Source organism: Burkholderia sp. BCC1985 (genome assembly GCF_905339915.1).
Lineage (GTDB): Bacteria > Pseudomonadota > Gammaproteobacteria > Burkholderiales > Burkholderiaceae > Burkholderia.
Map to the genome: position 1 here is coordinate 1 of NZ_CAJPGY010000047.1, position 19595 is coordinate 19595.

Genomic DNA, 19595 nt, shown 5'->3' on the forward strand with positions numbered 1-19595 from the left:
GGGACGAAAGGAACAAGACGAACACCCCAGCGCGGCCAGCCATGCCGGCCGCGCAGCCTCCCGCGTCAGCGCTTGCCCGCGCTCAGCGCACCGCGCCCGCGTGCGGCACCGGCCGCACCCGCGTCGCCGTCGCGCTCGCCGCTCGTGTCGCGCGCGCCCCAGCGTTGCGCGAGCGCCGCGCAGGCCATCAGCTGGATCTGGTGGAACAGCATCAGCGGCAGCACGATCGCGCCGACCGCCTGCGCGGAGAAGATCACCTTCGCCATCGGCACGCCGGCCGCGAGGCTCTTCTTCGACCCGCAGAAGATGATCGTGATCTGGTCGGCCCGGTTGAAGCCGAGCCGCTTGCTGACGAACGCGGTCAGCCCCAGCGCGATCACGAGCAGCACGACGTTGACGACCAGCAGGCCGCCGAGCGCGCGCGCCGGAATCTGGTGCCACAGCCCCTGGTTCACGGCCTCGCTGAACGCGACGTAGACGACGAGCAGGATCGAGCCCTGGTCGACGAAGCGCAGCACGCCGCGGTTGCGTTCGATCCAGCCGCCGATCACGGGCCGCAGCAGCTGGCCGGCGATGAACGGCACGAGCAGCTGCATCACGATGCTGCCGATGGTGCTCCACGGCGACGCGGCCGCGGCCGACTGCGACGTGATCATCAGCCCGACGAGCGCCGGCGTCACGAAGATCCCGAGCAGGCTCGACGCCGATGCCGCGCACACGGCGGCCGGCACGTTGCCCTTCGCGATCGACGTGAACGCGATCGACGACTGGACGGTCGACGGCAGCGTGCACAGGAACAGCACGCCGGCATACAGCGTCGGCGTGACGAGCGGCTGCAGCACGGGCTTCAGCGCGAGGCCGAGCAGCGGGAACAGCGCGAACGTGCTGAGCAGCACGACCGCATGCAGCCGCCAGTGGGTCGCGCCCGCGACGACGGCTTCGCGCGACAGCTTCGCGCCGTGCAGGAAGAACAGCAGGCCGACCGCGATGTTGGTCGCCCAGTTGAACGCATGGGCGGCCGGGCCGCGGCACGGCAGCAGGCTCGCGAGCACGACGGTGCCGACGAGCGCGAGCGTGAAGTTGTCGGGAAGGAAACGGGGACGGGCCATCGGGGAACTCGATTCGGAAACGGCGGGCGCACATGTCGCGCGCGCGAAGCCGGTATTGTCCCGGTTGGTCATTCAATAAACAAATTCATTGTACGAATCCATTGATGAATCGATTGCATGATGCGGCTGCGCAACACGGCACGCCCGCGGCGGCCCGGCGACGCGCGAAGCGGCAGAAGAATGTTCTGTCGCGATCCCACCCTGAAGTGAAAAAACCTAGCAGTAACATGGTGTTACACCGATGCCCGCGACATAACACTTTTTGGCTCGACACCGTTTGGGACCGCTCATAAATTACTGCTGAAAGGCTTGCGTCGGCCGGAAACAGCCGGCGGCGAGCGGCAACAGGCACTGAATGATGACGGAACGGGTGAAACTGAAGGTCGGACGATGGGTGGCAGGCGTGCTCGGCGCGCTGCTGATGCCGCTCGCGCTCGCGCAACCGCCGCATGGCGGTCAGGCGTTCGGCGGCGGTCATGGCTTCGGTCACGGTTTCGGTGGCGGCGACATCCGCATGTACGGCCAGCCGGCCGGCAACGCGCAGGTATGGCGCCGGGCGCTGCCGCCGGGCGGCGCGCGCGCCGGCGGCGTGAGCGGCTATGGTTCCCGCTGGGGCCTGCGTCCGACGCCGTCTTACGGTCATTACGCCGCGCAGAGCCCGTATCGTCCGATCAGCGCCGAGTCCCGCCAGATGCCGCGCCCGCCGGGCGGCGGCAACGTTCCGTTGCGGGCCGGCTCGATCCGCGCCGACGTCGCGCGCTACAACGAAGAGCGTGGCGGCCGTCCGATGCCGCCGCCCCGCGCGCAGGAAGAGCCTTCCCACTCGCCGTTTTTCTCCCCGTTCTACCGAAACTGAGCGCCCCGCGCGTTCGTTCCCCCGCCGGCTGTGATGCGAATTCGCCACAGTCGCGCATAGATTTCCGCTGATTTTCCCGTCGCATTGCGCTATCTTTCGCGCCCGGCACGCGCGCCCCTCGCGGCCGTCCCGTCGCGTGCCCGCACCGCGCGGGGCCGCTGCGGCGCGCCTGGCCATGTGCCGATTCCGCGAAGTTAGTGCTGCCGCTATACCCGCAATAAGTGTGCGCAATTTTGACGGGACGCAGGTTCCGTAAAGATGGCTGCGCCCCATACGACGCAAGCAATCGGCTCCAAACAACAACGCTCGCGCCACTTATCGACATTCGACAAAACCCTGGAGATCCCATGAAAGCATTCGCTCGCCGTGCGTCGCGCACGTCCGTCAAGCTGATCGCCGCGGCCGCCTGCGTGGCCGCAACCGCACCCGTTCACGCGCAGTCGAGCGTCTCGCTCTACGGTCAGGTCGACGAATGGGTCGGCGCCACCAAGTTCCCGGGCGGCGATCGCGCATGGAACGTGTCGGGCGGCGGGATGTCGACGTCCTACTGGGGCCTGCACGGGGCCGAGGATCTCGGTGACGGCTACAAGGCGATCTTCACGCTGGAGAGCTTCTTCCGTGCGCAGAACGGCCAGTTCGGCCGCTTCCAGGGCGACACGTTCTTCGCGCGCAACGCATACGTCGGCGTCAGCTCGCCGTACGGCACGGTGACGGCGGGCCGCCTGACGACGCACCTGTTCCTGTCGACGATCCTGTTCAACCCGTTCTACGATTCGTACACCTTCTCGCCGATGGTGTACCACGTGTTCCTGGGCCTCGGCACGTTCCCGACCTATCCGAGCGACCAGGGCGCGGTCGGCGATTCGGGCTGGAACAACGCGCTGTCCTACACGTCGCCTTCGTTCGGGGGCCTGAATTTCGCGGCGATGTACGCGCTCGGCAACACGGCCGGCGACAACCGCTCGAAGAAGTGGAGCGCGCAGTTCAACTACGCGAACGGCCCGTTCGCGGCGACCGCCGTCTACCAGTACGTGAACTTCAACAACGGCCCGCAGGACCTGAGCTCGCTCGTGACCGGCATGAAGAGCCAGGGCATCGGGCTGGTCGGCGCGACCTACGACCTGAAATACGTGAAGCTGTTCGGCCAGTACATGTATACGAAGAACGACCAGGTCGCCGGCAGCTGGCACGTGAACACCGCGCAGGGCGGCGTGTCGGTGCCGCTCGGCGTCGGCAACGCGATGGCGTCGTACGCGTACTCGCGCGACGGCGGCGGCCTCGACCAGACGCGCCAGACCTGGGCCGTCGGCTACGACTATCCGTTGTCCAAGCGCACCGACGTCTACGTTGCGTACATGAACGACCACATCAGCGGCCTGTCGAGCGGCAATACGTTCGGCGCAGGCATCCGCGCGAAGTTCTGACGATTCGTCGGTTCGGACGCGCACACAACGCGCGTCGCATGTGCCGGCATTGCGCCCCGAAAAAACGGCGCCGCTATTCGCGGCGCCGTTTTGCCTTTGTTGACCTTTTTGTTTCCTCGCCTTTGTTACCCTATCTCGTAATTGCATAATTCCCAGGAATTGCGAGCTAGTTCGATGGATACCCTCGTCAGCATGAATGTGTTTCGCTACGTCGTCGAAGTGGGCAGCTTCGTCGGCGCGGCCGAGCGCATGCAGATGTCGGCCGCGATGGCGAGCAAGCACGTGATGCATCTCGAGCAGCAGCTCGGCGCGCGGCTGCTGCATCGCACGACACGACGTGTCGCGCCGACCGAGGCGGGACGCGAATACTATGAGCGCCTCGTGCAGGCGCTGTCGGAACTCGACGAAGCCGGACAGGCGGTCGGCGCCGCGAGCGTGGTGCCGCAGGGCCGCCTGCGCGTGACGTCGCTGTCCGCGTTCGGATTGCGGCACGTGATGCAGGCCGTCACCGATTATGCGGGTCGGTTCCCGGACGTAACCGTCGACGTGACGCTGTCCGATCGCGTGGTCGACCTGATCGAGGAAGGCTACGACGTCGCGGTGCGCGCGGCGCCGAACGGGCTGAAATCGTCGTCGCTGGTCGCGCGGCAGATCGCGACCGCGCACATCCTGCTGGTCGCGTCGCCCGAGTATCTCGACAAGCACGGCACGCCCCAGACGATTGCCGATCTCGCGCATCACAACTACCTGCGTCGCGATTCGAATTCGACGATGCTCGATTCGCTGGTGATCGACGCGGCCGCCGCGTCGCGCGTGAACCTGAACGGCAACCTGATCGTGAACCATCTCGAGGGGCTGCGCGCGGCCGTGCTCGCGGGCGCGGGCATCGCGCTGCTCGGCACCGAGGTGGTCGGCGACGACATCGAATCCGGCCGGCTCGTGCCGGTGTTGCTCGACGCCGTTCCGCCGCACGAGGCGCCGATCTATGCGGTGTACGCGAGCCGTCGCCACGTGTCCGCGAAGGTGCGCTCGTTCGTCGACTTCCTCGCGGCACGATTCGAAGGGCAGTCGCTGTGCCCGTCGATCGAGTCGCGCCTGCGCGTGCTGCCGATCACGCGGATCAAGCGCGCGGGCTGACCGGCGCCGGCCGCCCGCGTGGCGGACATGAAAAAAGCGCGAGCCGTTGCGGTTCGCGCTTTTTTGTTTGGTCCGACGTCGTGCGCGCCGGTGGCGCAACCCGCCGCCCGCGTCAGCGCGCGATGCCGAGTCGTGCCTTCGCGTCGTCGTACTCGCGCTTCAGGCGCTCGACGAGCGCGCCGACGCTCGGCAGGTCGTCCATCAGGCCGACACCCTGGCCGGCACCCCAGATGTCCTTCCACGCCTTCGCCTTGTCGCCGCCGAAATTCATCTTCGACTTGTCCGATTCCGGCAGTGCGTCCGGATCGAGGCCGGCCTTCTCGATGCTCTCGCGGATGTAGTTGCCGTGCACGCCGGTGAAGAGGTTCGTGTAGACGATGTCGGACGATTTCGCGTTGAGGATCGCGTGCTTGTAGTCCTCGACCGCGTGCGCTTCCTGCGTCGCGATGAAGCGCGTGCCCATGTACGCGAAGTCGGCGCCCATCGCCTGCGCGGCGAGGATCGAGCCGCCGTTGGCGATCGCGCCGGACAGCACGATCGGGCCGTCGAACATCTTGCGCACTTCGCCCACGAGCGCGAACGGCGACGTCGTGCCCGCGTGGCCGCCGGCGCCGGCCGCGACGAGGATCAGCCCGTCGACGCCCGCTTCGAGCGCCTTCTGCGCGTGGCGCAGGTTGATCACGTCGTGCAGCACGATGCCACCGTAGCTGTGCACCGCGTCGACGATCTCGCGCGCCGGCGCGCGCAGGCTCGTGATGAAGATCGGCACCTTGTGCTCGACGCACACGCGCACGTCGTGCTCGAGCCGGACGTTCGACTGGTGGACGATCTGGTTGACCGCGATCGGGCCGATCACCGCGTCCGGGTGCTTCGCCTTGTGGTCGGCGAGTTCGGACTGGATCTGCGTGAGCCATTCGTCGAGCAGTTCGGCCGGACGGGCGTTGAGCGCGGGAAATGATCCGACGATACCCGCCTTGCATTGCGCGAGCACGAGTTCGGGGTAGCTGACGATGAACATCGGCGACGCGATGACGGGCAGCGTCAGGTTCTGCAGGACGGCGGGCAATGCCATGTGATGTCTCCAGTCTCGAGGGGCGGCCGGGCCCGGCGCGGGCGCGCCGACGCCGGCATGCATGCTTGGCGGTCGAACGGTGCTTCGAGTGTAGCGGTACAGCCGCGCGTTCATATTAATACGAACGGTCGTGCGATTCTGCGCGAGCTTAACAAACCGCGCGGCGTGGCGACAATCGAGTGAGTGTTCTCTTTCTACGTATTCGGGCATCTGGCGCGCGCAGCAGCCGGCCGGGCGCTCCTACAATATCCGCCATAACAAACCTACGAGAAACAAACCATGTCGTTTGAGGCGTTTGCTCCGTTTCACGTGACGGTGCAGGACACCGACATCTTCGGTGTCAAAGGAGGCGCGGGGCCGCCGCTTCTGCTGCTGCACGGCCACCCGCAGACCCACATGATCTGGCATCGCGTCGCCGCGACGCTGGCGAATCACTTCACGGTGATCGCGACCGACCTGCGCGGCTACGGCGCGTCGGGCAAGCCGCCGAGCGACGCGCGGCATGCGCCGTATTCGAAACGCGCGATGGCGGCCGACCAGGTCGCCGTGATGCGCCATTTCGGTTTCGAGCAATTCCATGTGTGCGCGCACGATCGCGGCGCGCGCGTCGCGCACCGCCTCGCGCTCGATCATCCGGCGGCCGTCGAGCGGATGATGCTGCTCGACATCGCGCCGACGCTCGCGATGTACGAGCAGACCGACCGTGCGTTCGCGACCGCGTATTTCCACTGGTTCTTCCTGATCCAGCCGGCGCCGCTGCCCGAAACGCTGATCGAAGGCCGCACCGATGCGTACATCGAGCGCGTGATGGGCAACCGCTCGGCCGGGCTCGCGCCGTTCGCGCCGGAGGCGCTCGCCGCGTATCGCGCCGCGCTCGCGCAGCCGGGCGCCGTGCATGCGATGTGCGAGGACTACCGCGCGTCGGCGACGATCGATCTCGAACACGACCGCGCGGATCTCGAGCGCGGCAACAAGGTCGCGTGCCCGCTGCGCGTGCTGTGGGGCGAGCACGGGATCGTCGGCCGCTGCTTCGATCCGCTCGACGAATGGCGGCGCGTCGCGCGCGACGTCAGCGGCCGCGCGCTCGATTGCGGGCACTACATTCCGGAAGAGGCGCCCGTCGCGCTGATCGACGAGCTGCTCGCGTTCTTCGAAGCGCGCGACGCGGCCGCGTGAGCGGTGCCGGCCGCGGCTCGCGGCGTTTGCTGTGCGTCGACCGCCAGCGTTCGAGGATCAGCGGCGCGCGGTGTCGTCTTCGACCAGCGGCGGCAGGCGGCGCGGCACGGGCGTCGATTTCACGATCGCCGTGCTCGTTTCCGCGCGCTCCGTCACCTTCGACAGGATGTCGTCGAGGTGCTCGATCGTGCGCAGGTAGAGCCGGCAGATGAAGCAGTCCTCGCCGGTCACCTTGTCGCATTCGACGAATTCCGGAATCCGCCGCAGCACCTCCTCGACCAGATGCAGCTGCCCCGGCAGCGGCTTCACGCGGACGATCGCCTGCAGCGTGTAGCCGAGCGCGCGCGGGTCGAGCTCGACGGTGAAGCCCGCGATCACGCCCTGCGCCTCGAGCCGCCGCACGCGATCGGCGGTCGCGGGCGCCGACAGCCCGATCTGCCGCGCCAGCTCGCTGGTGGCGATGCGCGCATCCTCGGCGAGCGCCGCGAGGATCGCGCGGTCGGTCGCGTCCAGCGACGCGACGGCGGGCGGGGAAAGGCGTTTCGACATGATCGCTTTGCTTTCGAAGGTGAATCGGTCGTTTCGCTTCAGTTTAGCCGTGGATGCACGGAAAGCAAGTTTCTAGAATCGAAGTCATCTTCTCTCGCCAAACGGAGTCCATGATGGCCTCGAACGAAATCCGCCGCGGTGCCGCCGAGATGGTCGTCGCGATGCTGATGTCCGGCACGATCGGCTGGCTCGTGATGTCGTCGCAGCAACCGCTCGCCAATGTCGTGTTCTTCCGCTGCCTGTTCGGCGCCGCGACGCTCGCGATCGTCTGCGCGGCGCTCGGCTTGCTGCGCCGCGCGCTGTTCTCGCCACGCATGCTCGCGCTCGCGACGCTTGGCAGCGTCGCGATCGTCGCGAACTGGCTGCTGCTGTTCGCCGCGTATTCGCGCGCGTCGATCTCGATGGCGACCGCCGTCTACAACACGCAGCCGTTCATGCTCGTCGCGCTCGGCGCGCTCGTGTTCCGCGAACGGATCAGCGCGTCGACGATCGCGTGGCTCGCGCTCGCGTTCATCGGGCTCGTCTGCGTGGTGCGGGTCGAGCCGGCCGTGCTCGCGGTGCCCGGCGAATATCTCGAAGGCGTCGCGCTGTCGCTCGGCGCGGCGTTCCTGTACGCGGTGTCGTCGATCGTCACGAAGCACCTGAAGGGCACGCCGCCGCATCTGCTCGCGCTGCTGCAGGCCGGCCTCGGCATCGTGCTGCTCGCACCGTTCGCGCACTTCGACACGCTGCCGGCGACGGCCGCGCAGTGGCTCGATCTCGTCGTGCTCGGCGTCGTCAACACCGGCCTGATGTACGTGCTGCTGTACGGCGCGATCCAGAAGCTGCCGGTCGCGATGACGGGCGCGCTGTCGTTCGTCTATCCGGTCGTCGCGATCATCGTCGATCGCGTCGCGTTCGGGCAGACGCTCGCGTGGACGCAGGTGCTCGGCGCGTTGCTGATCCTGCTCGCGGCGGCCGGCGTGAACCTCGGCTGGCGCATCGTGCCCGCGCGTCGCGCGGCGGTCGGCAACTGAAACGGTTGTGCGATTCGGCTTGCCGCTGCGCTTGCCGCCAAGCCCGTGGGCGTCGCCTCCGGGCACCCGGATTGCGCGCCAGACAGGCCGTAAGGAGTTGTAGGGAAACACCCGATGCGACGCTGCAGCGTCGCTCGTATGATGCGGCTGTGACGTTGATCACGTTCACAGGATTCCGATCTCATGCCGTTCGCCAAGCAGGCCGAACGGCATTTTTTTATGCGCCGCTCCGCGCGAGCAGGCGCCGCCGCGCGTCGAGCCGCGCGAGCAACTCGCGTCTCGCGTCGTCGTCCGACGCGCGCCATCCCTTGATCTCGTCACGCGTGCGCAGGCAGCCCGCGCACCAGTCGGTGCGCGGATCGATCCTGCAGACGTCGGTGCACGGCGAGGCGACCGTGCCGACCGGTACCGGCACGTCGCTCATGCGTCGTTACGCAATGCGACGTCGGCGACCGGCGCACCCGTCAGCGCGACGAGTTCCTGCGGCGACAGGTTGAACACCGCGTGCGGATGGCCGGCGGCCGCCCACAGGCTGTCGAGCTCGAGCAGGTCGGCGTCGATCAGCGTGACCGGTTCGACGAGATGGCCGATCGGGCACACGCCGCCGATCGCGTAGCCGGTATGGTCGCGCACGAACTTCGCATCGGCGCGGCCGACCGCGCCGACCTGGGCGGCGACCTTCTTCTCGTCGACGCGATTCACGCCGCTCGCGACGACGAGCACCGGCAGGCCGTCGGATTCGCGGCGAAACAGGATCGACTTCGCGATCTGCGCGACCGAGCAGCCGAGCCCGGCCGCGGCTTCGGCGGAGGTCTTGCCGGTTTCGGCGAGCATCACGATCCCTTTCGCATGCCCGCGTTCGCGCAGCAGCAGCGCGACGCGTCGCGCGGAATCGGGGAGAGAGTCGAATGAAGCGGGTGTCGTCATGGGGAGTCCGGTGAGTGTCGGGGTCACGCGCAGCTCGGCGCGTCGGCCGCGCTCTGCGCCTTGGCGAGCAGCGCGCGACCGGCGCGCGACACGTTCGCGCGGCCGATCGCGTTCGAGATGAAGTCGCCGGCGGCGACCACCTGCGCGAGATCGATGCCGGTGTCGATGCCGAGGCCCTGCATCAGGTACAGCACGTCCTCGGTCGCGACGTTGCCGGTCGCGCCCTTCGCGTACGGGCAGCCGCCGAGGCCGGCGACCGACGCGTGGAAGATCTCGATCCCTTCGAACAGCGCCGCGTAGATGTTCGCGAGCGCCTGGCCGTAGGTGTCGTGGAAGTGGCCCGACAGCCGTTCGCGCGGGAACACGCGCGTGACGGCCGCCAGCACTTCGCGCGTGCGCGTCGGCGTGCCGACGCCGATGGTGTCGGCGATGTCGATCTCGTCGCAGCCGAGCGCGGCGAAGCGTTCGACGACGTCGACGACCGACGCGACCGGCACCTCGCCCTGGTACGGGCAGCCGAGCGTGCACGACACGCTGCCGCGCAGCCGCAGGCCGGCATCCTTCGCGGCCTTCGCAACCGGCTCGAAGCGCGCGATGCTCTCCGCGATGCTGCAGTTGATGTTGCGCTGCGAGAACGCCTCGCTCGCCGCGCCGAAGATCACCACTTCGTCGGCGCGTGCGGCGAGCGCGTTCTCGAAGCCTTTCAGGTTCGGCGTGAGCACCGAATACACGGTGCCCGGGCGGCGCTCGATGCCGGCCATCACGTCGGCGCCGTCGGCCATCTGCGGCACCCATTTCGGCGACACGAACGATGCGGCCTCGACATTGCGGAAGCCGGCGCGCGACAGCCGGTCGACGAGCGCGATCTTCACGTCGGTCGGTACGAAGGTCTTTTCGTTCTGCAGCCCGTCGCGCGGGCCGACTTCGACGATCTTGACGGCGGTGGGGAACGTCATGGTTGTCTCCGGTCTCGTGTAGGTGGAATTCAGTAGCCGCGCGCGTAGTCGACGATGCCGCCGACGCGCTCGCCGCGCTCGAGCGCGCGGATCTTGCCGGCGATCTGCTCGACGGCTTCGTCGCGCAGCGTTTCGGCCGAGCTGTGCGGCGTGATCGTGATGCGCGGCGCGTGCCAGAACGGGTGGTCGACCGGCAGCGGCTCGTGCTGGAACACGTCGAGCGTCGCGGCGGCGACCTGGCCGCTCGCGAGCGCGTCGAGCAGGTCGGCTTCGACGAGATGCGCGCCGCGTGCGACGTTCACCAGGTATGCGCCCGGCGCCAGCTTCGCGAAGGTCCGCGCCGACAGGATCCCGTCGGTATCGTGCGTGCTCGGCAGCAGGTTGACGAGCACCTTCGCGCCGTCGACGCACGCGTCGAACGCGTCGTCGCCCGCGAAGGTCGCGACGCCGTCGAGCCGTTTCGGGCTGCGGCTGTAGCCGCGCACCGGCAGGCCGAGCGCCGCGAGCGCCTGCGCGACCTGCGCGCCGAGCACGCCGAGGCCCAGCACTGCGACGGTGAAGCTCGCGCGCGGATGCGGCTCCAGCACCTGCCAGCGGCGCTCGCGCTGCAACGCGTCGTATTCGTCGAAGCGGCGCAGGTAGCGCAGCACCGCGTGCGTCACGTATTCGATCATCTGCCGCGCCATGCCCGAATCCTCGAGGCGCACCAGCGGCACGTCGCGCGGCAGCGTGCCGGGATGCGCGCGATCGAGCGCGAGCAGCGCATCGACACCCGCGCCGAGGTTGAAGATCGCGCGCAGGCCGTCGCGCGGCGCGAACAGCTCGCGCGGCGCGCGCCACACGAGCGCGTAGTCGGCGGCAGCCGTGTCGCCCGGCTGCCACGCGCGCAGCTCGGCCTCGGGCAGCGCCTGCGCGATCGCGTCGCGCCAGGCGCCGGCTTCCTGGTGCGGCGAGTAGAACAGGATCTTCATGCGCTTACTTCGCGAACAACTGGCCGATGTCGGCGAACGCCTTGAACTCGAGCGCGTTGCCGCACGGATCGAGGAAGAACATCGTCGCCTGCTCGCCGACCTCGCCCTTGAAGCGGATATGCGGCTCGATCACGAAGCGCGTATGCGCGGCCTTCAGTTTGTCGGCGAGCGCATGCCATTCGTCCATCGACAGCACGACGCCGAAATGGCGCACGGGCACGTCGTCGCCGTCGACCGGGTTCACCGCGCTTTTGCCGGTTTCGTCCGGCGCGAGGTGCGCGACGAGCTGATGGCCGAAGAAGTCGAAATCGACCCAGTGCTCGGAGCTGCGGCCCTCGGGGCAGCCGAGCAGGCCGCCGTAGAACGCGCGCGCGCCGGCGAGGCTCGACACGGGGAAGGCGAGATGGAACGGGCGCAGCGCGCCGGCGGGCGTAGCGGACATCGGGCGTCTCCTGTCGATCGGAACCGGCGCGGGGCGCCCCGGTTCGATCCGATGCAAGGCAAGCGGGAAGCCCACATTCTACGGTTTCGCGGCGCATTGCGCCGCCGCGAGGCTGCCGGCCCGCACCGCGGGGCCCGCGCCGGCGGTCGCCCGGCTACCGTCCCGCGCAAAAGCAAAGCACAAAATATTGGTTCGGCCGCCGCGCACGCCACGCCACAATCGAACCTCGTCTCCAAGCAAAGCAAGCGAGGGCAATCATGCGCGCATGCAGCAAATCGGCGTGGCCGCCGCGGCTCGTGACCGTTCCGGGCCTGCACGGCAGCGAAGGCGCCCACTGGCAGACCTGGCTGGAGCGGCAGTTCCCGCGTTCGCTGCGGGTCGAGCAGGCCGACTGGGACGCCCCCGATCTCGCGCGCTGGGCGCAGTCCGTGCGCGTGCTGCTCGAACGCGAGCGCGGCCCGTTCGTGCTGGCCGCGCACAGCTTCGGCTGCCTCGCGGCCGCGCATGCGCTCGTGCAATGGCCGCAGGCGGCCGACGTCGCGGGCGTGCTGCTCGTCGCGCCCGCCAGTCCGAAGAAATTCACGTTCGCCGGGCCGTTCGACGCGCGCCGGCTCGCGGTGCCGTCGATCGTGATCGGCAGCGAAACCGACCCGTGGATGCCGCTCGCCGATGCGCGCACGCTCGCGCAGCGGCTCGGCAGCGCATTCGTGAACCTCGGCGACGCGGGCCACATCAACACCGCGGCCGGCTTCGGGCCGTGGCCGCGCGCGAAGTACTTCATCGACACGCTGGTGCACTGCGCGGCGCCGCTGCGCTTTCGCGACGCGGACGACGGCTTCGACGTCGCACCCGTCGAGCGCGCGCTCGCGCACGCGATCTGAGATTCGACGGCACGCGCCGCGCGGCGGACGCCGCGCACCGTCGTGCCGCCGCGCTTACGACGCGGAGACCGGGCGCACCGCGGCCGGATCCGAGTAGCTCGACCGGCCGTTCTCGACGTGGCCCGCGAAGCGGCGCAAGAACGTGCCGTTCACGCCGTCGCTCACCGTCACGTCATACCAGTGGTGGCTCGACGCGAGCGCCCATTGCTCGACGCGTTCGTCGCCGCCGTGCAGGGTCACCTGGCGCGCGGGCGTGCCGTACGCGTTGTCGGTCAGCGTCAGCGTCACGTGACCGCTGCCGTGGTTGCGCAGCTTCAGGTACAGGTTGCCGTTCGCGATGTCGTAGCCGGCTTTCACCTCCGGCTGCGCCTGGTTGCGCCGGCGCGCCGTCGCGGCCGACACGTTGCCCGCGAACATCCGCACGAAGCCGTTCGGCCCGTACACCGAGAACGCATACGCGCCGTTCGTCTCCGTCAGGTCGAAGTCCGCGTGCAGCACGCGGCGCGCGCCGACCGTGTAGCGCCACGGGCCGTCGGTGCGGTTGGTCGCGTACACCTGGAAGTGCGCGCCCTGGTTGCCGCGGTTCGCGAACTCGATGCGCAGCGTGTTGCCGCCGTAGAGGCTCGCGTTCACGTGCAGTTCGTACGGCAGCGCACGCGCCGGGCGCACGCCCGGTTCCTGCGGGTCGATCGGCGACGGCGTCGCGGGCACGCTCGGCGCGGGTTGCGACGTGCATTGCTGGTCGGCGATCGAGCGGTACTGGCTCGTATCGGGCAGCGTCGGGAACGTCGCGTCGGACGAGCGGAAGTCGAACGCGGCGGTGAGGTCGCCGCAGACGGTCCGGCGCCACGGCGTGATGTTCGGCTCGTCGACGCCGAAGCGCTCGCCGATGAAGCGGATCACCGACGTGTGGTCGAATACCTGCGAGCACACGAAGCCGCCCTTCGACCACGGCGACACGACCGTCATCGGCACGCGCGGCCCGAGGCCGTACGGCAGCCCGTCGGCCGTGTAGCTGCCGCCGCGGCCGGGATTCACGACCGTATGCAGCTCGCCGTCGGTGGTCACGGTCGATGCGCCCTGCGCGGCCGAGGTCGGCGGCTGCGGCGGCACGACGTGATCGAAGAAGCCGTCGTTTTCGTCGTACATGATGAACAGCACCGTCTTCGCCCACACGTCCGGGTTCGACGTCAGCGCGTCGAGGATCTGCGACGTGTAGTTCGCGCCGTACGCGGGCGTGTATTTCGGATGCTCGGAGAACACGGCGGGCGGCAGCAGCCACGACACCTGCGGCAGCCGGTCGTTGATCACGTCGTCCTTCAGGTTGTCGAGCGTGCGCACCGTCTGCGCGCGCTGGTACAGCGACGAGCCCGGCTTCGCGTTGATGAAGTTCGTGAAGTTCTGCAGGATGTTCGTGCCGTAGTTGCCGTTGTACGGGTCGGCCCACGTGAGCCCCTGCTGGTAGATCTGCCACGACACGCCGCGCGCCTCGAGCCGTTCGGGGAAGGTCGTCCACGACAGCAGCTGGTACGCGGGCGGCAGGTCGCCGTCGACGTAGTCGGCGTTGTCGAGCAGCGGGCCGCCGAACTTGCCGGTCGGGTCGACCGTGCCCGTCATCAGGTACGAACGGTTCGGGTGGGTCGGCCCCGGCAGCGAGCAGAAGTAGTTGTCGCACACGGTGAACGCATCGGCGAGCGCGTAATGGAACGGGATGTCCTCGCGCACGTGATAGCCCATCGTCATGTCGGTCTTGTTCGCGGGCCACTGGTCGTAGCGGCCGCCGTCGATCGCCGCGTGGGTCTTCGCCCACGAGTGGTCGAGCGCGCCCAGGCACTGCGCGCTGGTCGTCTTCGTGTCGAGCCGGAACGGCAGCACGGGCTTCGCCGGGTCTTCCTTCGACGGCTGGTACCACACCGGCTTGCCGTTCGGCAGCGGAATCGGGAAGCGGTCGTTGTAGCCGCGCACGCCGCGCAGGTGTCCGAAGTAATGGTCGAACGAGCGGTTCTCCTGCATGAACACGACGATGTGCTGGACATCGCGGATCGTGCCGGTGCCGCGCGCGGCCGGAATCGCGAGCGCGCGGCGGATCGATTCGGGGAACGCGTTGAGCGCGACGGCCGCGCCCGCCGACTGTGCGACGGTATGCAGGAAACGGCGGCGGCTGGATGACGTCATGTTATTTCACCTCGGTTCTGCGATCGGGGACTGGGGACACCAACAGGAACGGCGGGATCAGTGCGGCGACGACGCGGCGATGGCGGACGCGCCCGCGTTCGTCGCGGGCTTCGCGTCGTCGTCATCGTCGGGCGGGTAGTGGACGACGGGCGGCGCGAGCGGCGCGGCATCGGACGCGGCGGTGCTCGCACCGGCAGCGCTGTTGAACGCGCTCGCGGCGCCGGACGATGCGCCGGCCTGTTGCGAGGCGTCGGTTGCGTGCGCGTCGTGCGGCGCGTCGTCGCTGCAGGCGGCGGCGAAGGCGGCGGCACATAGAACGACGACGAGGGCAACACGACGCATCACTTCTCTCCTGGCAGGCGGATCGGGAAACGTTTTCGAGTATGCCCGTGCGATGCGACGATTCGGTGAATCGTTTGCGACCGGCGCGTGATCGCGAACGGCTTTCGTGATGCTGACCATATGCTTTCACGGCGGCGGAGCCGGGTCGACCCGCCGAATTTTCATGGCGGATGTAGTGGCCGCGCGCATTTACACGCGCGTGCAACGCGACGAACCATGTACGCGATGCGACGTGTCGTGCACGGCGGTGCGGACGCCTTTGGCCAGCGTCGGTCGATGTGTCGCCAGCGCCACTGCCGAATGCGTGTTTTTTACCGCATCGACAGCCGGCGGTCAGCCACGCGCCAGCGTAGCGGCACGCACGTGACAGGAGCGGTAACCGATACCTGCGTGCGGTCCGTTCGCAACGCATGAACGCAATCTGCCCGGCGCAGGCGAAGACCCGTGTCGGCTTGCGGCACCGGAATTGCTCGCAGCGCCGATGCACGCGCTGTCCCGCGCGGCCAACCGGGCACGGGCGGCGTATCCGCATCCATCAACCAGGGAGCGAGCAGAAGCCATGTCCAGCGATCGACCCATCCCCCCGTCCACCGGACCCGCGAGCGATGCTGCCCCGTCGCCGCTCGCGGCCGGCCATGCGGCGTCGCCGCCGTTGCCGCACGATACGCCGTCCAGCGCCGCACGGCGCCGCTTTCTGCAATCGGCGGCGGCGGCCGCGACCGTCGGCGCCGCATCGCACGTTCATCCGCAGCCGCCGCACATGACATCCACGCCTGCGGCGACGCATCGCGATACGGTCCCGGCGCGGCCCGTGCGGCTCGACATCAACGGGCGCGAATACACGCTGCAGCTCGAACCGCGCGTCACGCTGCTCGACGCGCTGCGCGAATACGCGGGCCTCACCGGCACCAAGAAAGGCTGCGACCGCGGGCAATGCGGCGCGTGCACGGTGCTCGTCGACGGGCGGCGCATCAACGCGTGCCTGACGCTCGCGGTGATGCACGAAGGCGAGCGGATCACGACCGTCGAGGGGCTCGCGCGCGGCGGCGTGCTGAGCCCGATGCAGCGTGCGTTCGTCGATCACGATGCATTCCAGTGCGGCTACTGCACGCCCGGCCAGCTGTGTTCTGCGACCGCGCTGCTCGACGAGTTTTCGGCGGGCGCGGCGAGCGCCGTCACCGACGACGTGCGACGCCGGCCCGCACAACTGTCGGACGCCGAGATCCGCGAGCGCATGAGCGGCAATCTGTGCCGCTGCGGTGCGTACCCGAACATCGTCGCCGCCGTGCGCGCCGCGCACGCGGCGAACGGCTAGCGCGGGAGGACCCGGCCATGGAAGCGATCTCCTACGAACGGGCAACCGACGTCGCGGGCGCCGTGCGGGCGGCGCAGCGGCCGGGCGCGGCCTTCATCGGCGGCGGCACGAACCTGCTGGACCTGATGAAGGGCGGCGTCGCGCGGCCCGTCACGCTCATCGACATCACGCGCATCGCGGGCCTCGATACGGTCGACGCGTTGCCGGATGGCGGACTGCGTATCGGTGCGCTCGTGCGCAACAGCGATGCGGCCGCTCATCCGCGTATCCGCGCGGACTATCCGCTGCTGTCGCAGGCGCTGCTCGCCGGCGCGTCCGCGCAATTGCGCAACATGGCGACCGTCGGCGGCAACCTGATGCAGCGCACGCGCTGCCCGTATTTCTACGATCCCGCGTTCGCGCAATGCAACAAGCGCGAGCCGGGCAGCGGCTGCGCGGCGATCGGCGGGCACAACCGGATGCACGCGATTCTCGGCGCCAGCCAGCAGTGCGTCGCGGTGAACCCGTCGGACATGAGCGTCGCGCTCGCGGCGCTCGACGCGGTCGTACAGGTGAGCGGCCCACGCGGCGCGCGGCAGATTCCGTTCGCGTCGTTTCACCGGTTGCCCGGCGATCGGCCCGACCTCGACACGACGCTCGAACCGGGCGAACTGATTACGTCGGTGGATCTGCCGCCGCCGCGCTTTGCGGACCATGCGCACTACCTGAAGGTGCGCGACCGCGCGAGTTACGCGTTCGCGCTGGTCGCGGTGGCCGCCGCGTTGCGGCTGGACGGTGCGCAGGTGACGGAGGCGCGCATCGCGCTCGGCGGCGTGGCGCACAAGCCGCTGCGCGCGACGGCCGCGGAACGGCATCTCGTCGGCCGCGCGCCGACGGATGCGGCGCTGCGCGAGGCGGCTGCGCTCGCGTTGCGCGACGCGCGGCCGCTCGACGGCAATCGATTCAAGGTCGCGCTCGCGCAGCGCGCGATCGTCCGTGCGGTGCATGCGGCCGCTGGCACGACGGGAGATGCGGCATGAACACGGTGACCGGACAGCCGCTCGACCGTGTCGACGGCGTACTCAAAGTGACGGGCGGCGCGCGCTATGCGGCCGAATTCGCCGATACGCGCCTCGCGCACGCGGTGCTCGTGACGAGCACGATCGCAGCGGGGCGCATCGAATCGATTGACGCGGCACGCGCACGCGCGATGCCCGGCGTGCTGCTCGTGATGACGCACGAGAACGCGATGCGGTTGCCCAACGGCGGCCGCACGCCGCTGTCGCCGCCGGCCGGGCGCCGGCTCACGCTGTTGCAGGACGACACGGTGCGCTACAGCAACGAACCTGTCGCGGTCGTCGTCGCCGAAACGCTCGAGCAGGCGACCGACGCCGCGAATGCCGTGCAGGTGCGCTATCGCGCGAGCGTTGCCACGCTCGATTTCGCGCGCGCGAAGCGCGGCGCGCGCGTGCCGCCGAAGCAGCAGGGGCGCGCGATGGACACGCAGCGCGGCGACCTCGATGCGGGCCTGCGCGAGGGCGCGGTGCGCATCGACGCCACCTACACGACGCCGATGCAGCATCACAATCCGCTCGAGCCGCACGCGACGATGGCGCACTGGGACGGCCCGACGCTCACGCTGCACGACGCGACGCAGGGCGTGTCGGGCGCCAGCACGGCGGTGGCCGCGGTGTTCGGCATCGCGCCGGAGCAGGTGCGCGTGATCTCGCCGTTCCTCGGCGGCGGCTTCGGCTGCAAGGGATCGTCGTGGTCGCACGTGTCGTTGTGCGCGATGGCCGCGCGCCAGGTGGGCCGCCCGGTGCGCCTTGCGCTGACGCGGCCGCAGATGTTCGGCCCGGTCGGCGGCCGCCCGTTCACCGAGCAGCGCGTCGTGCTGGCCGCGCGCGCCGACGGCACGCTGACCGCGCTGCGCCACGACTCGATCGTCACCACGTCGACGTTCGAGGACTGGACGGAGATGTGCGGGATGCCGTCGCGGATCATGTATGCGGTGCCGAACCACGCGACCACGCACCGGATCGTGTCGCTGAACGTCGGCACGCCGACGTTCATGCGCGCGCCCGGCGAGGCGTCCGGTTCGTTCGCGCTGGAATCGGCGATGGACGAGCTCGCGTGGCGGCTCGGCATGGATCCGGTCGCGCTGCGGCTCGCGAATTACGCGGAAGTCGATCCGGAGGACGGCAAGCCGTGGTCGAGCAACAAGCTGCGCGAGTGCTACCAGGCCGGCGCGCAACGCTTCGGCTGGTCGCGGCGCACCGGCGGGCCGCGCACGATGCGCGACGGCGACACGCTGGTCGGTCTCGGGATGGCCGCCGCGACGTATCCGGCGAATCGCAGCGAGGCGTCTGCGCGTGCGCGCATCCTGCCGGACGGCACGGCCGAAGTCGCGTCGGGCACGCAGGACATCGGCACCGGCACCTACACGGTCATGACGCAGGTCGCCGCCGACGCGCTCGGCTTCGCGCCGCAGAACGTGCGCTTCGTGCTCGGCGATTCGAGCCTGCCGCGCGCGCCGGTGTCGGGCGGCTCGCAATCGGCGGCGAGCGTCGCGCCGGCCGTGCGCGACGCCGCGCTGCGGGCGCGCGCGATGCTGATCGCGCTGGCGATCGCCGATTCGGGCTCGCCGCTGCACGGCGTCGCGGCGGACGACGTGACGGTCGACGACGGCTGGCTCGTGCATCGCGGCGAGCCGTCGCGGCGCGATCCGGCCGCCGCGGTGATCGCGCGCGCGGGCGGACGGCCGCTCGAAGCGCAGGCGACCGCGAAGCCGGGCGACGAGAAGTCGCGCTATGCATCTCATTCGTTCGGCGCGGTGTTCGCCGAAGTACACGTCGATGCCGAACTCGGCACGATCCGGGTGCCGCGCATCGTCGGCGTGTACAGCGTCGGCAGCCTGCTGAATGCGAAGACCGCACGCAGCCAGTTGATCGGCGGGATGGTGTGGGGGCTCGGCACCGCGCTCGAGGAAGGCTCGTTCCTCGACGTGCGGCATGGCCGCTTCACGAATGCGAACCTCGCCGAATATCACGTACCCGTGAATGCGGATATCGGCGATCTCGACGTGAGCTTCGTCGACGAACGCGACACGCATTTCAACCCGCTCGGCATCCGCGGCATCGGCGAAATAGGGATCACGGGCGTGCCGGCGGCGATCGCGAATGCGATCTATCACGCGACGGGCGTGCGCGTGCGCGATCTGCCGATCACGCTCGACAAGGTGGCGATGCCGACGCGCGCGTGAGCGTCA

At 69.3% G+C, this 19595-nt stretch carries 19 protein-coding genes; 9 read left to right on the top strand and 10 right to left on the bottom strand.

Annotation, left to right across the window (positions count from 1 at the left end):
- Positions 1–65 precede the first annotated feature (65 nt).
- A complete protein-coding gene (locus U4Z31_RS31080; RefSeq protein WP_044846146.1) occupies positions 66–1109 on the bottom strand; it encodes a bile acid:sodium symporter family protein in 1044 nt (347 codons plus the stop codon).
- A gap of 358 nt (positions 1110–1467) precedes the next feature.
- On the opposite strand from U4Z31_RS31080, the gene U4Z31_RS31085 reads away from it, so the two are divergent.
- From U4Z31_RS31085 to U4Z31_RS31095, 3 genes are all read left to right on the top strand, one after another.
- Positions 1468–1965, top strand: a complete 498-nt coding sequence (locus U4Z31_RS31085) for a peptide-binding protein (RefSeq protein ID WP_321812372.1) — start codon at positions 1468–1470, stop codon at positions 1963–1965.
- A 347-nt stretch (positions 1966–2312) separates the two neighbouring features.
- The gene (locus U4Z31_RS31090) at positions 2313–3389 is read left to right on the top strand and encodes a porin (RefSeq protein ID WP_321812350.1); all 1077 of its coding nucleotides are present in this window, start codon (positions 2313–2315) and stop codon (positions 3387–3389) included.
- Between the two features lie 174 nt (positions 3390–3563).
- A complete protein-coding gene (locus tag U4Z31_RS31095) occupies positions 3564–4526 on the top strand; it encodes a LysR family transcriptional regulator (protein WP_044846148.1) in 963 nt (320 codons plus the stop codon).
- A gap of 112 nt (positions 4527–4638) precedes the next feature.
- Here U4Z31_RS31095 and U4Z31_RS31100 read toward each other — a convergent pair whose 3' ends face one another.
- Positions 4639–5598, bottom strand: a complete 960-nt coding sequence (locus U4Z31_RS31100) for an NAD(P)H-dependent flavin oxidoreductase (RefSeq protein WP_044846149.1) — start codon at positions 5596–5598, stop codon at positions 4639–4641.
- Positions 5599–5877: 279 nt separating this feature from the next.
- Between U4Z31_RS31100 and U4Z31_RS31105 the strand changes: the two genes are divergently transcribed.
- Complete coding sequence (locus U4Z31_RS31105; RefSeq protein WP_321812351.1) at positions 5878–6774, top strand: alpha/beta hydrolase; 897 nt, start codon at positions 5878–5880, stop codon at positions 6772–6774.
- A 57-nt stretch (positions 6775–6831) separates the two neighbouring features.
- On the opposite strand, the gene U4Z31_RS31110 is transcribed toward U4Z31_RS31105, so the two are convergent.
- Positions 6832–7323 (bottom strand): Lrp/AsnC family transcriptional regulator, encoded by a 492-nt coding sequence (locus U4Z31_RS31110; RefSeq protein WP_321812352.1) that lies wholly within the window; start codon positions 7321–7323, stop codon positions 6832–6834.
- A 113-nt stretch (positions 7324–7436) separates the two neighbouring features.
- On the opposite strand from U4Z31_RS31110, the gene U4Z31_RS31115 reads away from it, so the two are divergent.
- Positions 7437–8339 (top strand): DMT family transporter, encoded by a 903-nt coding sequence (locus tag U4Z31_RS31115; protein WP_321812353.1) that lies wholly within the window; start codon positions 7437–7439, stop codon positions 8337–8339.
- A 217-nt stretch (positions 8340–8556) separates the two neighbouring features.
- Here U4Z31_RS31115 and U4Z31_RS31120 read toward each other — a convergent pair whose 3' ends face one another.
- From U4Z31_RS31120 to U4Z31_RS31140, 5 genes are read right to left on the bottom strand one after another with little or no spacing between them, the layout of a single operon-like run.
- Complete coding sequence (locus U4Z31_RS31120) at positions 8557–8763, bottom strand: DUF1289 domain-containing protein (protein ID WP_044846151.1); 207 nt, start codon at positions 8761–8763, stop codon at positions 8557–8559.
- Complete coding sequence (locus U4Z31_RS31125; RefSeq protein ID WP_044846152.1) at positions 8760–9266, bottom strand: YbaK/EbsC family protein; 507 nt, start codon at positions 9264–9266, stop codon at positions 8760–8762. Before U4Z31_RS31125 ends, U4Z31_RS31120 begins: the two co-directional genes overlap by 4 nt.
- A 23-nt stretch (positions 9267–9289) precedes the next feature.
- Positions 9290–10222, bottom strand: coding sequence for a hydroxymethylglutaryl-CoA lyase (locus U4Z31_RS31130; protein WP_321812354.1), 933 nt, complete (start codon positions 10220–10222; stop codon positions 9290–9292).
- A gap of 29 nt (positions 10223–10251) precedes the next feature.
- On the bottom strand, positions 10252–11193 hold the full coding sequence (locus U4Z31_RS31135; RefSeq protein ID WP_124666486.1) for a 2-hydroxyacid dehydrogenase: 942 nt from the start codon (positions 11191–11193) through the stop codon (positions 10252–10254).
- Positions 11194–11197: 4 nt separating this feature from the next.
- A complete protein-coding gene (locus U4Z31_RS31140; RefSeq protein ID WP_044846155.1) occupies positions 11198–11635 on the bottom strand; it encodes a VOC family protein in 438 nt (145 codons plus the stop codon).
- 257 nt (positions 11636–11892) lie between these two features.
- On the opposite strand from U4Z31_RS31140, the gene U4Z31_RS31145 reads away from it, so the two are divergent.
- Positions 11893–12516, top strand: coding sequence for an alpha/beta hydrolase (locus U4Z31_RS31145; protein WP_321812355.1), 624 nt, complete (start codon positions 11893–11895; stop codon positions 12514–12516).
- Between the two features lie 54 nt (positions 12517–12570).
- On the opposite strand, the gene U4Z31_RS31150 is transcribed toward U4Z31_RS31145, so the two are convergent.
- Both U4Z31_RS31150 and U4Z31_RS31155 read right to left on the bottom strand, forming a co-directional pair.
- Positions 12571–14691 carry a phosphocholine-specific phospholipase C gene (locus U4Z31_RS31150; protein ID WP_321812356.1) on the bottom strand — a complete coding sequence of 707 codons (2121 nt, stop codon included), beginning with the start codon at positions 14689–14691 and terminating at the stop codon, positions 12571–12573.
- Positions 14692–14748: 57 nt separating this feature from the next.
- Positions 14749–15033, bottom strand: coding sequence for a hypothetical protein (locus U4Z31_RS31155; protein ID WP_321800580.1), 285 nt, complete (start codon positions 15031–15033; stop codon positions 14749–14751).
- A gap of 559 nt (positions 15034–15592) precedes the next feature.
- Here U4Z31_RS31155 and U4Z31_RS31160 point away from each other — a divergent pair.
- From U4Z31_RS31160 to U4Z31_RS31170, 3 genes are read left to right on the top strand one after another with little or no spacing between them, the layout of a single operon-like run.
- The gene (locus U4Z31_RS31160; protein ID WP_321812357.1) at positions 15593–16348 is read left to right on the top strand and encodes a (2Fe-2S)-binding protein; all 756 of its coding nucleotides are present in this window, start codon (positions 15593–15595) and stop codon (positions 16346–16348) included.
- A gap of 17 nt (positions 16349–16365) precedes the next feature.
- Positions 16366–17367: an FAD binding domain-containing protein gene (locus U4Z31_RS31165; RefSeq protein ID WP_124486605.1), complete on the top strand. Its 1002-nt coding sequence runs from the start codon at positions 16366–16368 to the stop codon at positions 17365–17367.
- Positions 17364–19589 carry a xanthine dehydrogenase family protein molybdopterin-binding subunit gene (locus tag U4Z31_RS31170; RefSeq protein WP_321812358.1) on the top strand — a complete coding sequence of 742 codons (2226 nt, stop codon included), beginning with the start codon at positions 17364–17366 and terminating at the stop codon, positions 19587–19589. Before U4Z31_RS31165 ends, U4Z31_RS31170 begins: the two co-directional genes overlap by 4 nt.
- The last annotated feature ends 6 nt before the right edge of the window (positions 19590–19595 follow it).

Excerpts from the sequence above, each read along its gene's own strand:
- U4Z31_RS31085 (WP_321812372.1), top strand. The coding sequence starts at position 1,468 with ATGACGGAACGGGTGAAACTGAAGGTCGGACGATGGGTGGCAGGCGTG.
- U4Z31_RS31160 (WP_321812357.1), top strand. The coding sequence starts at position 15,593 with ATGTCCAGCGATCGACCCATCCCCCCGTCCACCGGACCCGCGAGCGAT.
- U4Z31_RS31105 (WP_321812351.1), top strand. The coding sequence starts at position 5,878 with ATGTCGTTTGAGGCGTTTGCTCCGTTTCACGTGACGGTGCAGGACACC.
- U4Z31_RS31130 (WP_321812354.1), bottom strand. The coding sequence starts at position 10,222 with ATGACGTTCCCCACCGCCGTCAAGATCGTCGAAGTCGGCCCGCGCGAC.
- U4Z31_RS31120 (WP_044846151.1), bottom strand. The coding sequence starts at position 8,763 with ATGAGCGACGTGCCGGTACCGGTCGGCACGGTCGCCTCGCCGTGCACC.
- U4Z31_RS31145 (WP_321812355.1), top strand. The coding sequence starts at position 11,893 with ATGCGCGCATGCAGCAAATCGGCGTGGCCGCCGCGGCTCGTGACCGTT.
- U4Z31_RS31115 (WP_321812353.1), top strand. The coding sequence starts at position 7,437 with ATGGCCTCGAACGAAATCCGCCGCGGTGCCGCCGAGATGGTCGTCGCG.
- U4Z31_RS31095 (WP_044846148.1), top strand. The coding sequence starts at position 3,564 with ATGGATACCCTCGTCAGCATGAATGTGTTTCGCTACGTCGTCGAAGTG.
- U4Z31_RS31170 (WP_321812358.1), top strand. The coding sequence starts at position 17,364 with ATGAACACGGTGACCGGACAGCCGCTCGACCGTGTCGACGGCGTACTC.
- U4Z31_RS31080 (WP_044846146.1), bottom strand. The coding sequence starts at position 1,109 with ATGGCCCGTCCCCGTTTCCTTCCCGACAACTTCACGCTCGCGCTCGTC.
- U4Z31_RS31140 (WP_044846155.1), bottom strand. The coding sequence starts at position 11,635 with ATGTCCGCTACGCCCGCCGGCGCGCTGCGCCCGTTCCATCTCGCCTTC.
- U4Z31_RS31150 (WP_321812356.1), bottom strand. The coding sequence starts at position 14,691 with ATGACGTCATCCAGCCGCCGCCGTTTCCTGCATACCGTCGCACAGTCG.
- U4Z31_RS31135 (WP_124666486.1), bottom strand. The coding sequence starts at position 11,193 with ATGAAGATCCTGTTCTACTCGCCGCACCAGGAAGCCGGCGCCTGGCGC.
- U4Z31_RS31110 (WP_321812352.1), bottom strand. The coding sequence starts at position 7,323 with ATGTCGAAACGCCTTTCCCCGCCCGCCGTCGCGTCGCTGGACGCGACC.
- U4Z31_RS31090 (WP_321812350.1), top strand. The coding sequence starts at position 2,313 with ATGAAAGCATTCGCTCGCCGTGCGTCGCGCACGTCCGTCAAGCTGATC.
- U4Z31_RS31155 (WP_321800580.1), bottom strand. The coding sequence starts at position 15,033 with ATGCGTCGTGTTGCCCTCGTCGTCGTTCTATGTGCCGCCGCCTTCGCC.
- U4Z31_RS31165 (WP_124486605.1), top strand. The coding sequence starts at position 16,366 with ATGGAAGCGATCTCCTACGAACGGGCAACCGACGTCGCGGGCGCCGTG.
- U4Z31_RS31125 (WP_044846152.1), bottom strand. The coding sequence starts at position 9,266 with ATGACGACACCCGCTTCATTCGACTCTCTCCCCGATTCCGCGCGACGC.
- U4Z31_RS31100 (WP_044846149.1), bottom strand. The coding sequence starts at position 5,598 with ATGGCATTGCCCGCCGTCCTGCAGAACCTGACGCTGCCCGTCATCGCG.